The sequence below is a fragment of the Minwuia sp. genome (genome assembly GCF_048263705.1).
Lineage (GTDB): Bacteria > Pseudomonadota > Alphaproteobacteria > Minwuiales > Minwuiaceae > Minwuia.
Genome location: NZ_JBLXDV010000005.1, coordinates 242,655 through 256,045 on the forward strand (window position 1 = coordinate 242,655; position 13,391 = coordinate 256,045).

The 13,391-nt window shown below is 64.0% G+C and carries 12 protein-coding genes and 1 tRNA gene; 6 read left to right on the forward strand and 7 right to left on the reverse strand.

What is annotated here, in order from left to right; genetic code table 11:
- Positions 1 to 129: 129 nt before the first annotated feature.
- A complete protein-coding gene (locus ACN0X7_RS09745) occupies positions 130 to 1,200 on the forward strand; it encodes a zinc-binding metallopeptidase family protein (protein ID WP_417516610.1) in 1,071 nt (356 codons plus the stop codon).
- Between the two features lie 6 nt (positions 1,201 to 1,206).
- On the opposite strand, the gene ACN0X7_RS09750 is transcribed toward ACN0X7_RS09745, so the two are convergent.
- From ACN0X7_RS09750 to ACN0X7_RS09775, 6 genes are all read right to left on the reverse strand, one after another.
- The gene (locus tag ACN0X7_RS09750) at positions 1,207 to 1,599 is read right to left on the reverse strand and encodes a hypothetical protein (protein WP_417516612.1); all 393 of its coding nucleotides are present in this window, start codon (positions 1,597 to 1,599) and stop codon (positions 1,207 to 1,209) included.
- Complete coding sequence (locus ACN0X7_RS09755; RefSeq protein WP_417516614.1) at positions 1,599 to 3,212, reverse strand: GMC family oxidoreductase; 1,614 nt, start codon at positions 3,210 to 3,212, stop codon at positions 1,599 to 1,601. Before ACN0X7_RS09755 ends, ACN0X7_RS09750 begins: the two co-directional genes overlap by 1 nt.
- A gap of 14 nt (positions 3,213 to 3,226) precedes the next feature.
- Complete coding sequence (gene ald, locus ACN0X7_RS09760) at positions 3,227 to 4,339, reverse strand: alanine dehydrogenase (protein ID WP_417516616.1); 1,113 nt, start codon at positions 4,337 to 4,339, stop codon at positions 3,227 to 3,229.
- A 111-nt stretch (positions 4,340 to 4,450) separates the two neighbouring features.
- Entirely contained in the window at positions 4,451 to 5,599 is a 1,149-nt protein-coding gene (locus tag ACN0X7_RS09765) for a M20/M25/M40 family metallo-hydrolase (protein ID WP_417516618.1), read from the reverse strand.
- A 13-nt stretch (positions 5,600 to 5,612) separates the two neighbouring features.
- Complete coding sequence (locus ACN0X7_RS09770) at positions 5,613 to 7,004, reverse strand: aspartate aminotransferase family protein (protein ID WP_417516620.1); 1,392 nt, start codon at positions 7,002 to 7,004, stop codon at positions 5,613 to 5,615.
- 142 nt (positions 7,005 to 7,146) lie between these two features.
- Positions 7,147 to 7,233 (reverse strand) — tRNA-Leu (locus ACN0X7_RS09775).
- 198 nt (positions 7,234 to 7,431) lie between these two features.
- Between ACN0X7_RS09775 and rpmE the strand changes: the two genes are divergently transcribed.
- A complete protein-coding gene (gene rpmE, locus ACN0X7_RS09780) occupies positions 7,432 to 7,650 on the forward strand; it encodes a 50S ribosomal protein L31 (RefSeq protein ID WP_417516622.1) in 219 nt (72 codons plus the stop codon).
- A 269-nt stretch (positions 7,651 to 7,919) separates the two neighbouring features.
- Positions 7,920 to 8,384 carry an Hsp20 family protein gene (locus tag ACN0X7_RS09785; RefSeq protein ID WP_417516624.1) on the forward strand — a complete coding sequence of 155 codons (465 nt, stop codon included), beginning with the start codon at positions 7,920 to 7,922 and terminating at the stop codon, positions 8,382 to 8,384.
- A gap of 60 nt (positions 8,385 to 8,444) precedes the next feature.
- Here ACN0X7_RS09785 and ACN0X7_RS09790 read toward each other — a convergent pair whose 3' ends face one another.
- Positions 8,445 to 9,095, reverse strand: coding sequence for a 2-hydroxychromene-2-carboxylate isomerase (locus ACN0X7_RS09790; protein WP_417516626.1), 651 nt, complete (start codon positions 9,093 to 9,095; stop codon positions 8,445 to 8,447).
- 209 nt (positions 9,096 to 9,304) lie between these two features.
- On the opposite strand from ACN0X7_RS09790, the gene ACN0X7_RS09795 reads away from it, so the two are divergent.
- From ACN0X7_RS09795 to ACN0X7_RS09805, 3 genes are all read left to right on the forward strand, one after another.
- Positions 9,305 to 10,468 carry a 2OG-Fe(II) oxygenase gene (locus tag ACN0X7_RS09795; protein WP_417516628.1) on the forward strand — a complete coding sequence of 388 codons (1,164 nt, stop codon included), beginning with the start codon at positions 9,305 to 9,307 and terminating at the stop codon, positions 10,466 to 10,468.
- A gap of 89 nt (positions 10,469 to 10,557) precedes the next feature.
- Positions 10,558 to 12,768, forward strand: coding sequence for a marine proteobacterial sortase target protein (locus ACN0X7_RS09800; RefSeq protein WP_417516630.1), 2,211 nt, complete (start codon positions 10,558 to 10,560; stop codon positions 12,766 to 12,768).
- The gene (locus tag ACN0X7_RS09805; protein ID WP_417516632.1) at positions 12,765 to 13,340 is read left to right on the forward strand and encodes a class D sortase; all 576 of its coding nucleotides are present in this window, start codon (positions 12,765 to 12,767) and stop codon (positions 13,338 to 13,340) included. The genes ACN0X7_RS09800 and ACN0X7_RS09805 overlap by 4 nt, the downstream gene beginning before the upstream one ends.
- Positions 13,341 to 13,391: the final 51 nt, after the last annotated feature.

A 13,391-nucleotide genomic window follows, 5' to 3' on the forward strand; every position in this document is an offset into this window, starting at 1 on the left:
CAACGGGCGCGTCTGTTCCGGCAGGTCAGGTGCGCGTGTCAATCGGCTTGCTGTTGCACACACGCACCGCCATATGGGCGTAGCGCGTTAACAGCACGCGCCTGCACGTTAGCGTTCCGGGAGACGGTGATGAAATTCTACAGATGTGCCTGCGAGGCGCGACTGTTCTTCGAGAATACGAACTGCACCAGTTGCGGGCGCGAGGTCGGCTGGTGTCCCTATTGCAATGCCATCCGGGCCGTCGAGCCCGGTGGTGACGGCACCTATCGCTGCACCAACACCGAATGCGGCGTCCAGTTGATCAAGTGCTCGAACTACCTGAACGAGAACGTCTGCAACCGGTTTCTGGATGCGCCCGGGGAAGCGGAATTCTGCGATTGCTGCCGATTGAACGATACCGTGCCGGACCTGTCGGTGGAGGGCAATCGGGAGAAGTGGGCGCGGCTGGAGGCCGCGAAACGCCGCCTGATCTATATTCTTGATGATCTGGGCCTGCCCTATGGCACCAAGGAAGATGGCCTCGATCCCCCGCTGTCGTTCGATTTCAAGGCCGATGTGCTGCCCGATGACATCGTTTACCGGACGATGGGCGAGGAAGAGCGCGTCTTCACCGGGCATGATTACGGCAAGATCACCATCAACATCCAGGAAGCCGACGATGTGGAGCGCGAAAAGCTGCGCGTCGATCTGGGCGAGGCGCAACGCACGCTGATCGGCCACTTCCGTCACGAGATCGGGCATTATTACTGGGACCTGTTGGTCCCGGAACAGCACCTTGAGACCTTCAAGACCCTGTTCGGCGATCATGAGAACCCGACCTATCAGGACGCCCTGAAGCGCCACTACGAAGAAGGGCCGCCGGACGGGTGGCAGCAGAGCTACATCAGCAGCTACGCGACCATGCACCCCTGGGAAGACTGGGCCGAGAGTTTCGCCTTCTATCTGGACATGATCAGCGTGCTGACTACGGCCGCGAATGTCGGTCTGATCGCACCTGTCGACCGGGACGACTTCAAGTCGATGCTGGACCGTTTCAGCAGTCTCGGACTGGTCCTGAACGAACTCAACCGCACCATGGGCCTGCTGGATCTCGTCCCCGGCGTGATCACCCCGCCCGTCGAGGAAAAGCTGCGCCTGGTGCATCAGGTCATCCGGACGGCGACCGGCTCCAGTCCCGCAAAGGACGCCGCTGCGGCCTGATTCACATCAGGGCCGGCGATAGATCGGCCCCCGGTCCACGACCGGCTGGATCAGGTCGGCATAGTCGTGTTCCTCGTGGTCCTCGGCCGGGCGCTGGATCTGGCCGGGATAACCCAGCAGATCGCGGATTTCCGGCACCAGATAGTAGGCCGACGAGGCAACCAGGCCGATGGCACCGATCGCCATCGGGTGGTCCCGGTTCAGCGCCTCGGCGTCTGAATTCTCGGCCAACTTCAGGGCGTGCCGCAGATCGGTCAGCACTTCGGGTCGCAGCGTCAGAACCCTGTCGACGTGGACCGGGTCTGCACCCGACCGGCTGAAGGCCGGCATGGGTTGATGGGCCGGGATCAGCTCATCGGCGATGCGGTTGAAGGTTTTACGTTCGGCATCCGTCAGCATCAGGCCACCTCCATCGCGCCGCGGTTCTCCAGCATGTTGCTCACCGCCCTGAGCGCGATCGCGCAGATCGTGCCCGTCGGATTGACGCCCGACGAGGTGACGAAGGTGCTGCCGTCCAGAACGTAGAGGTTCGGCACGTCATGACTGCGGCACCACTGGTCCAGTACCGATCGTTTCGGATCGTTGCCCATGCGGGCCGTACCCATGATGTGCCAGCCGCTGTCACGCATCAGTCGCGTCTGCGTGGTGCTGATCGCGCCGGAGGCTTCCATGGCCTCCTGCTGGCGGGCCAGGTGGAAGTCGATCAGCCGGGCCGTGTTCTCGGAGCTCTTGTAGAGGATCTTCGGGGCCGGAATACCATCCGCATCGGTGAGATCGGCGTCCAGCACGACCCGGTTCGATTCTTCCGGCAGGTCATCGACGATGATGCCCCATTCGAACGACCGTCCCAGCGTGCGGGCTGTCTTTGCGTGGAACGCCTCGCCCCATGCCTCCTCCAGCGGGCCGCCTTCATGGATCGAGCGGAACCCCAGCGGTCCACCGGTCGGCATGACCTGCCATTTGGCGCCGCGCACGAAGCCCCGGGAGTCGTCGGTCTCATAGAACTGCATGGACTGGATCGCCTGCCCCGCCGGACCCATCCAGCTTTCCAGATCGTCATCGAAATAGCCGGTGGTCGCCGCGTAGGGATGGATCATCAGATTGCGCCCGACCAGACCGGAAGAATTGCCGAGCCCGTCGGGATGATCTTTCGTGGCGGAATTGAGCAGCAGCCGCGGCGTGCCGATGCCGTTGGCGCAGACCAGCACCATTCCGGCCTTCTGGTGGTGCTCGACGCCGTCCCTGTCCGTCCAGATCGCGCCGTCCGCCAGGCCCCTGGCGTTTGTCGTGATCCGGCTGACACGCGCGCCGGTGATCAGCTTCGCGCCGTGCGCCAGCGCGTCCGGCCAGTGGGTCAGGTCGGTCGAGGCCTTCGCCTGTTCCGGACAACCCTGACTGCAGGTACCGCGGCGCACGCACTGACTGCGCCCGCGATAGGCGCGCGAAGGCACGGACTGCGGCGCGGGCCACCAGTGCCACCCCAGCTTGTTCATCCCCTGCGCCGCCTTGCGCCCGATCTTGCCGATGGGCATCGGCGGCAAGGGCGGCGGCGTCATCTCAGGGTATGCCGGATCGCCCGCCAGCCCGGAAACGCCCATCTCCACGTCCATCAGATCGTAGAACGGTTCCAGGTCCTCGTAGGTGAAGGGCCAGTCCTCGGCCACGCCGTCCAGAGAGCGGACCCGGAAGTCCGACGGCATGAAGCGCTGCCAGTGCGCCGAATACAGGATCGTCGATCCGCCGACCGCGTTGTACATCAGCGGATTGACGTCCGACTCGTCGGTGTTGATAGGATAGTCGCTCTCAATGGCGCGAATGTTCGGGTTCGGATGCCAGCGCCGCTGGGTCATCAGTTCCCATTCCGGCTTGTCGCCGTAGAACTCGTCGGTTTCGACCTTGCGCCCCTGTTCCAGGCAGACGACCTTTACACCGGCCTCGGCCAGGTGCTTGGCGGCGACGGCGCCTGATGCGCCCGCGCCTATGATCAGGACTTCGGCAGTATCCTCGGTCATGGCTCGAACCTCCCTCAGAGCATGCTGGCTGCGGGCACATAGTCGTAGCCCAGATCGCGCGCGACGGGTGCGCAGGTGACCTTCCCGGCGCAGACGTTCAGCCCCTCCATCAGGTGCGGATCCGCCGCCAGCGCGCCCTTCCAGCCATGATCCGCGATCCTGAGCGCATGGGGCAGGGTCACATTGTTCAGGGCATAGGTCGATGTCCGCGCCACGCCGCCGGGCATGTTGGCGACGCAGTAATGGACGACCTCATCGACCACATAGGTCGGCTCGGCATGCGTCGTCGCCTTCGACGTTTCAAAACAGCCGCCCTGATCGATCGCCACATCCACCAGCACCGAGCCCCGCTTCATGCTTTTCAGCATCGCGCGGTCGACCAGTTTCGGCGCGGCCGCGCCGGGGATCAGCACCGCGCCGATGACCAGATCGGCTTCCGCGACGCTGGCAGCCAGGTTGGCATGGTTGGAAAAGCGCGTCTTGGCACGGGATTCGAAGTAGACGCCCAACTTCTCCAGAACCTCAGGACTGCGGTCCAGAATGGTGACGTCCGCGCCCAGCCCCACGGCCATCTGCGCCGCGTTGAAACCGACGACACCGCCGCCGATCACCGCGACCTTGCCCGGCATGACGCCGGGGACGCCACCCAGCAGGACGCCGCGTCCCCCATGGGATTTTTCCAATGCCGTCGCGCCGGCCTGAATGGACATGCGCCCAGCGACCTGGCTCATCGGCTTCAGCAGCGGCAAGCCCCCGTCCCGGCCCGTGACCGTTTCATAGGCAATGCAGACCGCCCCGGATTTCACCAGATCGGCGGTCTGTTCGGGGTCCGGGGCCAGATGCAGGTAGGTGAACAGGATCTGCCCGTCGCGCAGCATTGCGCGTTCGCCGGACTGGGGCTCCTTGACCTTCACCACCATCTCGGCGCGTTCGAAGATTTCGGCGGCGGTAGCCACGATTTCAGCACCTGCGGCACGATAATCGTCATCGCTGGCATCAATGCCATCACCGGCACCGGTCTCGATCAGAACCGCGTGGCCATGCCGATCCAGTTCCGCAGCGCTTTCGGGTGTCAGACCGACGCGATACTCATGGTTCTTGATCTCCTTCGGAGTGCCGACGATCATCTGTATCTCCTGACTGCCAAGGTGCGGTGAAACGATAGCGCGCGCCCTCGTCCGTGTCCGTCCAACGGCTTGTCGAAAGGCGCACGATCTGTTGACGCCGTGACCGGCCGGTCAGGCGTTGCGATCCGACAGTGCGGCAACGAGCCCCGAAAACAGCCGGGCGCGCGGCACAAGCGAGGAAACGAGCAGATGCTCCTGCTTGGTATGAACGCCCGTACCCTCGACGCCCAGCCCGTCCAGTGTCGGAATGCCCAGCGCCCCGGTGAAATTGCCGTCGCTGCCGCCGCCGAACTGGGCATGCCCCAGTTCAAGACCGACATCGCGGGCAATCCGCTGCGCGACCTCCAGCAGTTCGAGGGTCGCCTGCTGCGGCTGGAACAGGGGCCGCACGGGTCCGGCCTCGACCTCGACGCGCACATCCGGGTCCGGGCTGACAATCGATGACATGCGTTGCTGAACCTCGGCAAAAGCATCCATGTCGGGCGCCACGCACAGCACCTCGGCATGACATTCGGTCGGGATCACATTGACGAACGTCCCGCCCGTGATCGTGCCGACACGAAAGGTCATCTCACGGTCGACATCGGACCAGGATTCCACCTGGGCGATCAGGCGTGCCATGACGCTGATCGAGCTGCGGCCCACCCCCACGGCAACGCCGGCGTGCGCGGGCTGCCCGTAACAGTGAAGCTTGTAACGCAGAAAGGCATGGCGGCCGCTGACGAAGTGCGCGGGCTTGCCGGGTTCGGGCACCAGCACGTAGCGGTTGGCGCGCGCGGTTTCCTCGATCAGCGCCCGCGTGGAGGGGCTGCCGATTTCCTCGTCGGGAATGAACAGGAAGGTCAGCGGCAGGTTCAGACGCTCACGGTATTCGAGAAGCTTCCGGACCGCGTGACAGGCAAGATACATCCCGCCCTTCATGTCCAGCACACCGGGGCCGAAAAGCCGGTCGCCGTCGCGGCGGATGGGCAGCGTGTCATCCAGCGTGCCCACCAGATGCACCGTATCCAGATGCCCGAGCACCAGAATGCCCGGCCGGTCATCGGCATGTCCGAAATCCAGCCGCGCCCGCACCGCGTCGCCATATCCTTCGGTGCCGGGGACGCGCTCGACGTTGGCACCCAGCGCGCGCATTTCAGCCTCGGCCAGGTCCATCATCCGGTTCACGCCGGCGGGGTCGAAGCTGGGGCTTTCGACCGCCGCCCATCGCGCGATACCGTCCGCGATCGCCTCGGCATCGAACGACAGGCCGGTGGTCATTCAGGCAGTCCGATCAGGCGTTCTCGCGATGGTTTTCCTTGGCGACCCAGTGCTCGGTGTTGTCCAGCGCCTTCTCGAAGCGGTCGAACATCACGTGGATCTCTTCCTCGGTGATGATCAGCGGCGGGCAGAAGCCCAGGCTGTCGCCCATGGCGCGCGTGATCAGGCCGTGATCCAGCGCGAATTCGGCGCAGTGCGCACCGACCATCTGCTTGGGATTGAAGGCTTTCTTCGAGGATTTCTCGGCAACCAGTTCGACAGCACCGACCAGACCGACACCGCGGACATTGCCGACCAGCGGGTGATCGGCCAGTTTCTGGAGACGGGCCTGCATGACCGGCGAAATCTCGCGGACATGTTCCAGGATCTTGCGCTCTTCCATCAACTGCATGGTCTTCAGCGCGACCGCCGCGCAGACCGGATGCGCCGAATAGGTGAAGCCGTGCGCGAAGGTGCCGACCTTCTTGGACTGCTCGACCATCGCATCATGGATCGTGTCGTTCACGATGACGGCGGAGATCGGCATGTAGGCGCTGGAGAGCTGCTTGGCGCAGGTCAGCGAATCCGGCTGGATATCGAAGGTCTCGCAGCCCCACATGTTGCCTGTCCGCCCGAAGCCGCAGATCACCTCGTCGGCGATCATCATGATGTCGTACTTCTTCAGCACCGCCTGCATCTTGGGGAAATATCCCGCCGGCGGCACCAGCACGCCGCCCGCTCCGCAGACCGGCTCGGCGATGAATGCCGCGATGGTGTCAGGCCCCTCGGCAAGAATGCGTTCTTCAAGCTGGAAGGCCAGACGCGACGCATATTCCTCTTCGGTCTCCCCGGTCTCCATCCCGCGATAGGGATAGGCCATGTCCACGTGGCCGACATTGGCGATGGGCAGGTCGAATTCGGCATGGTTGGCGGGCAGGCCGGTCAGCGATGCCGCGGCGATGGTGACGCCGTGATAGCCCTTGATCCGCGCCAGCACCTTCTTCTTCTTCGGACGACCCAGCGCATTGTTCACGTACCACTGCAGCTTCAACTGGCTGTCGTTGGCTTCCGAACCGGAGTTGGCGAAGAACACCTTGGACAGACCGTTCGGGGCCATCTCGACCAGTTTCTCGGCCAGGTCGATCTGGGGCATCGAGCTCTTGTGACCGAACTGATGATAGAAGGGCAGCTTGCGCATCTGCTCGACGGCAGCGTCGATCAGTTCTTCCTCACCGAACCCGAACGAGGCACACCAGAGGCCGGCCATGCCCTCGATATATTCCTTGCCCTCGTCATCAAAGACGTGAACGCCCTTGCCCTTTTCGATGATCATGGGGCCCTTGGACTTGTGCATGTCCAGGTTGGTGTAGGAATGGATGACATTCTCGATGTCGCGTGCGGACGGTGAATTGCCGATGTCGTTCATGACTCTGCCCCATGGATCAGGAAATTCGCGCCATGATAGACTATTGGCGCGGAAATGTGAGGGGGACGTTGTTCATAATAGACAGGCGAATGGTGCGCCCCTGTCCAATGCCGTCCGGCGTCAACCGCAGCTGCAGGCGTTCTGGTGCCCCGGGCCCGACTCGAACGGGCACTCTGTTGCCAGAAACAGATTTTGAGTCTGTCGCGTCTACCAATTTCGCCACCGGGGCACAGAGGGATCGAAATCACCTCGGCGCGGGCGGATCATAGCGACGCAAACCGGGGGTTCAAGCAAAAGCCCGCAGGCATGAAACGCTGCGCTTGCCCCTTGCCCCCCGCTTATGTATAAGCCCGGCTTCCGGACAACAGTGCTGCGGCGATCCACGAATCCGCGCGCAGCCCACAGCAGACGAAAAGCGGACGATGCCATGAAGCCCGATATCCATCCCGACTATCACGAAATCACGGTACAGCTGACCAACGGCGAGACCTACCAGACCCGTTCGACCTGGGGCAAGGAAGGCGACACGATGGTTCTGGATATCGATCCGTCCAGCCACGGTGCCTGGACCGGCGGCACGCAGCGCATCATGGAAAAAGGCCAGGTCGCCAAGTTCAAGCAGCGCTACGCCAACCTGGGCATCTAGCACGCTGCTTTCCGGCCCGTATCGGATCAATCAGGAAAACCCGCCGGTGGCAGCATCGGCGGGTTTTTTTGTGCAAGTTTCCGCTCGATCAGCCTCTTGAACCGTTTCTGGCAATTCCCAAATTATTGCTCAGCGGCGGCCCATCTGGGCGTCGCTGTTCAACCCCGCTTGCGCCGGCCTTCCGGGCGAGCGGATCAGCGAAGAAGATTTCGCGGACCCAAAGGTCCCGGGATCGGCAACATAAGCATTGCTTCCAAGGAGGATGTGACATGCGCACTTTTGATCTTTCCCCCCTCTTCCGCAACTCCGTCGGCTTCGACCGCTTCGACCGCCTGTTCGATGGCGCGTTCAACAACGCCAACGACGGGCCGGCCTTTCCGGCCTATGACATCGTCAGGTTCGGTGAAGACAACTACCGCATCACCCTGGCGGTCGCCGGTTACGACGAAGGCGATATCGACATCACGCAGGAAGGCCGCACCCTGACCATCTCGGGCAAGGCCACGGTCGAAGAGGCGTCGTCCGAGGACGAACAGCCTGCCGTCCTGCATCGCGGTATCGCGCGTCGCGCCTTCACCCGCCGCTTCCATCTGGCCGATACGGTCAAGGTCACGGGCGCGGAACTGGTGAACGGGCTGCTGAACGTCGATCTGGTCAATGAGATCCCCGAGGCCGAGAAGCCGCGGCAGATCGCGATCAACGGCAACCAGAAGAGCCTGCCGAAAGCTGCATAACAGCCTGTCGCAGGTTCGACGCAACAACGAGGCCCCGCCGGATCCGTCCGGCGGGGTTTCTCATTTCACGAGGCGGCTCTGCTGCCTGACGGAAGCCGTCGGCAGCGCACCAAGCCGCCGGTATTCTCCGGCGTCGAGCATGTCCGGATCGTCAAGCCAGTCGATCATCATGTCCGTCAGGTCATCGCCCCAGAACAGGCTCTCGCCGATACGGAACGTCGGCACCCCATAGACACCTGCCGCGACTGCATCATCGGTATTCCCGCGCAACCGGTCCTTGATCGCCGGATCGTTGACGGTTTCCGCGACATCCCCGATGCCCAGCAGGACCGCCAGCCGTTCGAGGCCCTTCGGATCCTCTCCGTCCTCGCCCCTGCCCCACACATGGTCGAAGACCGCATGCGTGACTGCCACGGTGCTGCCTGCCGCAATGGCCATGCGCAGTATCGCCAGCGGGTTGAAGGGGTGGCGCGGCGGCGCACGAAACGGCAGTCCGCGCCGCGTCGCAAGCCAGTGCGCATAGCGGTAGGTCTGTACGCGCTTGGCGGGAATTTCGGCGGGTCCGAGCTGACCCCAAGCACCCAGCAGGCCTGCGAACAGCACCGGTACCGGCGTGACTTCCAGCCGGTCCTCCAGTTCGCTGAAACGCTTCAGCTGCAGATAGGCGTAGGGCGATACGACGTCGTAATACCAGAAAGCCGCCTGTTTCATGTCTCATCCCCCTCTCGATGCAGGCCGCACCGTAGATGCCGTCCCGACCCCCTGCAACCCGCCCAGGCGTGCCGGTGTCCCGCCCTGCCGGACATGCAGGTGTCGGGCACCGACAATGCTCTTGCAATTTCGCTTCTCCGGACCTCAGATCGCCTGCACAGACAGGTCTTTATCTTGAGAGCAATCCGAACCGTGCCGAGCTTCCGCATATGACGAATCAGGTCACGCTCATGCCCGGCGATCCGGCGCCGTGGTTTCATCAGCGGTCGTATGCCAACGCGCGCTATGCCTTCGATACGGCGGCGGGCCGCTACATCGTTCTGTGCTTCTTCGGATCGGCGTCCGATCCCCACAGTGCCGCCGCCATTGCCGCCGTCCGTGCCCGGAAGGAATTCTTCGACGATGTCCGGGGATCGTTCTTCGGCGTGAGCAACGACCCCTCCGATGAGACGCAGAAACGCGTCGCCGACAGCTATCCCGGATACCGCTATTTCTGGGATTTCGACGGCACGATCGCCAGGGCCTACGGAGCGGTCCCCCGGGACCATGCGGCAACCACCGTCATGCGCCGCATGTGGGTCGTGCTGGATCCAACGTTGCGGGTCACGCACGTCATTCCGTTCCGGCCGGACCGGTCCGACATCGAAGAGGTGACGGCCTGTCTCGACGCCCTGCCACCTGCCGACCGGTTTGCCGGTTTTGAACTGCAGGCCCCGATCCTGATCCTGCCGAATGTATTCGAACCGGCTTTCTGCCAGCGGCTGATCGATCTCTATGAAACCGACGGCGGCGAGGAATCGGGCTTCATGCGCGAGAAGGATGGCAAGACGGTCCCCGTCTATGACAACAGCCACAAGCGCCGGCGCGATCACGTGATAAAGGATGACACCGTCATCCGCATGGCACAGGCACGCGTCAGCCGGCGCATCGTGCCCGAGATCCGCAAGATCCATCAGTTCAACGTGACCCGGATGGAACGCTACATCGTCGCCTGCTATTCCGGCGAGGACGGCGGTCACTTCCGCGCGCATCGCGACAACACCACAAGCGGCACCGCGCATCGCCGGTTCGCCGTCTCGATCAACCTGAATGCCGATTTCGACGGCGGCGAGGTCGGCTTTCCCGAATATGGACCCCGCGGTTTCAAGCCGCCGCCGGGCGGTGCGCTGATATTCTCGTGCTCGCTGCTGCACAGGGTGTCTCCGGTCACGCGAGGCCAGCGCTTCGCCTTCCTGCCATTCCTGTATGACGACGCCGCCGCGCAGTTGAGAGAACAGAACAATCGGTTCCTGGCCGATCCGAAATCAGCGTATCGCGCGACGGTCGTGGACCCCGCGCAGCCGGGCCGCCCCAATGTGGCACCCGTGCCCTGACAACACCGCCGGGCTGCCACATTTCGGCAAGCTGACGCCTCATTGCCCCGCTCTGATACCGCCATCACCCAAGAGAAGGAGGCGGGCAGATGAGACGGCAGATTTTCAGGATCGCAATGCAGGTGCTGGTGGTGATGACCATCGCTCCGGCGGCATTCGCCAACTCAGGCAGCAACGGCAGGCTGGTCACACTGGATGACGTGGGCACGGGCAACCTGCTGCTGAAGACCGACAAGCCGGGCAAGTACGTTCAAGCGCCGCTTGTCAGCAGCACGTTCGACATCGACATTTCGGGACCGATCGCACGGGCCACCCTGAGCCAGCGTTTCCTGAACCCGTCGGATCAGTGGGTCGAGGGCCGCTACGCCTTTCCCCTGCCCGACGAGGCCGCCGTGGATGGCCTGAAGATGCGCATCGGCGACCGGTTCATCGAAGGTCTGATCAAGGAGCGGCAGAAAGCGCGCGAAATTTACGAGCAGGCGAAGAACGACGGCAAGAAGGCGGCGCTGATCGAACAGCACCGCCCGAACCTGTTCACCAATGACGTCGCCAACATCGGTCCCGGAGAAGTCATCGTCGTCCAGATCACCTGGCTGCAGACCCTGCAGCCGCAGGACGGGGCTTACGAGATGCGCCTGCCGCTGGTCGTGGCCCCGCGCTACAACCCGCGTCCCGTCGTCCAGACCGTCGATTTCGGGCCGAACGGCTGGGCGGTGAACGATCCGGTACCCGATCGCGAAGACATCGAGTCGCCGCTGGTCGATCCGCGCACGCAGGCACCGGGAGAAATCCACAATCCCGTCGCCATCAATATCGATCTTGCGGCAGGCTTCCCGCTGGATCTGGTCGACAGCCGCCATCACGATGTCACGGTCACCCGGCCGGACGACACCTCGGCTGCAATCAGCCTGAGCGGCCCTGCGCCTGCGGATCGCGACTTCGTGCTGCGCTGGACATCGGCCATCGGTGCCATGCCGCATGCTGCCCTGTTCCGGCAGACCGTCGGTGACCGTGACTATTATCTGGCGATGCTGACGCCGCCGGAGCCCGAGAATGTCCAGTCCACCGGCCCCCGGCAGGTGATCTTCGTGCAGGATGTTTCCGGGTCCATGAGCGGCGAATCCATCCGCCAGGCCCGCGAAGGCCTGGCGCTCGCCCTGAACCGGCTGACGCCTGCCGACAGCTTCAACATCATTCTTTTCAACGATCAGTACTGGACGTTCGCGGACCGGCCCATCCCGGCGAGCGCAGCCAACATCCGGCGCGCCCTGTCCCGGATCGAGGGCCTGGAAGCCGATGGCGGCACGGAGATGCTGCCCGCGCTGAAGGCGGCACTGATCGACACATGGAACCAGGACGGTCAGTTGCGCCAGATCGTGTTCCTGACCGACGGTGCCGTCGGCAACGAGGCCCAGATGCTGACGGAGATCGGTCAGTCGCTTGGGCGTTCGCGGCTCTTCACGGTCGGGATCGGCTCCGCGCCCAACAGCTATTTCATGACGCGCGCAGCGGAACTGGGGCGTGGCAGCACGGTCTATATCGACGATCTGGCCAGGGTGGCCGTGCAGATGGACGGTCTGTTCCAGAAGCTCGAAAATCCGGTGCTGACGGATGTGACCGCCGGTCTGCCGGGCGGATCCGCCGACGTCTCCCCCGATCCCCTGCCGGACCTTTATGCAGGCGACCCCGTGATCTTCGCCTTCCATGCACCGGCGGGCACCACGGGCGAGATCGAACTGTCCGCGAACCGTCAGGGCGGGGCCTACAGCTGGCGCATGGATCTGGCGAAGGCCGCCGGGCGCGACGGTGTGGCAAAGCTCTGGGCGCGCAAGCGCATCCGCAGTCTGGAAGGTCTGCACAACAGCCAGATCGGCTGGGAGATGGGGCAGGACAAGCTGGATGCCCAGATCCTGGAACTGGCGCTGACGCATGAACTGGTCAGCCGTCTCACCTCGCTGGTGGCGGTCGAGGCAGAGCCCAGCCGTCCCGTCGGCGCGGACACGGTATCGACCGACGTCGCCCTGAACCTGCCGAAGGGCTGGAACCCGGACGTGTTCATGGATCCGGTCGCACCCGCGCCCGCACCGATGATGAAGCGTGCGGCATTGTCGGCCGATGTGGCGGCCGCGCTGAAGACAAGTGCGCCCGCCGCCGAGGCCGCGCCCGCACCGCCGCAGGGGGCATTGAACTGGATGAGCCAGTTGATCGCCGGCTTCCTGCTGATGCTTGGCGCTCTGGTCGGCTGGCTTGCCACGCGCTCCCGTTCCGTACCCTCCGACCGTTCCGGGACCGCCGCATGACCCGGCGAAACCGGAGCCGCTGGCCGCTGCGATCCGCTCTCGTCGCAGCGGCCCTGGGCGGCGCCATCATCGCAGGTGATGGCGTCTTCATGGTTGCGAAAGCCGAACTGGGGCAGGTTCTGCTGGACCGGGCCTACGCGGACGGCCTTTCCGAACCGTGGCCCGGTGCGGATGTCAGACCGGTGGCCCGTCTCAGGGTACCGTCGCTGGAACGGACGGTGGTCGTTCTCGACAGCGCCTCCGGAAAGGCCATGGCCTGGGGGCCGGGCCATGTGGCGGGCAGCACCCTGCCCGGCAACCCCGGCCTCAGCGCCATTGGCGGACATCGCGATTCCCACCTCGCCTTTCTCGGCGAACTCGGCCCCGGCACGGAAGTGATCGTCGAACGTCCCGCCCATCCGGACCGTAGCTACCGGATCACCCACGCGGAAGTGGTCGACAGCCGCATATGGCGCTATCCGCTGGATCCTGGCGGACCGCCGCGTCTCGCGCTGACGACCTGCTGGCCGCTGGACGCGCAGGCACAGGGGCCCATGCGCCTGGTGGTATACGCGGAAGCTTCCACCGGCTGAGCCAATCCCCTACCCTTGCGGCAGACGTCATGCACCTGGGGAGGAAAAGAC

Bases quoted from the DNA above. Each gene is read 5' to 3' on its own strand.
- ACN0X7_RS09745 (WP_417516610.1), top strand. From the start codon at position 130: ATGAAATTCTACAGATGTGCCTGCGAGGCGCGACTGTTCTTCGAGAAT.
- ACN0X7_RS09750 (WP_417516612.1), bottom strand. From the start codon at position 1,599: ATGCTGACGGATGCCGAACGTAAAACCTTCAACCGCATCGCCGATGAG.
- ACN0X7_RS09755 (WP_417516614.1), bottom strand. From the start codon at position 3,212: ATGACCGAGGATACTGCCGAAGTCCTGATCATAGGCGCGGGCGCATCA.
- ald (WP_417516616.1), bottom strand. From the start codon at position 4,339: ATGATCGTCGGCACTCCGAAGGAGATCAAGAACCATGAGTATCGCGTC.
- ACN0X7_RS09765 (WP_417516618.1), bottom strand. From the start codon at position 5,599: ATGACCACCGGCCTGTCGTTCGATGCCGAGGCGATCGCGGACGGTATC.
- ACN0X7_RS09770 (WP_417516620.1), bottom strand. From the start codon at position 7,004: ATGAACGACATCGGCAATTCACCGTCCGCACGCGACATCGAGAATGTC.
- rpmE (WP_417516622.1), top strand. From the start codon at position 7,432: ATGAAGCCCGATATCCATCCCGACTATCACGAAATCACGGTACAGCTG.
- ACN0X7_RS09785 (WP_417516624.1), top strand. From the start codon at position 7,920: ATGCGCACTTTTGATCTTTCCCCCCTCTTCCGCAACTCCGTCGGCTTC.
- ACN0X7_RS09790 (WP_417516626.1), bottom strand. From the start codon at position 9,095: ATGAAACAGGCGGCTTTCTGGTATTACGACGTCGTATCGCCCTACGCC.
- ACN0X7_RS09795 (WP_417516628.1), top strand. From the start codon at position 9,305: ATGACGAATCAGGTCACGCTCATGCCCGGCGATCCGGCGCCGTGGTTT.
- ACN0X7_RS09800 (WP_417516630.1), top strand. From the start codon at position 10,558: ATGAGACGGCAGATTTTCAGGATCGCAATGCAGGTGCTGGTGGTGATG.
- ACN0X7_RS09805 (WP_417516632.1), top strand. From the start codon at position 12,765: ATGACCCGGCGAAACCGGAGCCGCTGGCCGCTGCGATCCGCTCTCGTC.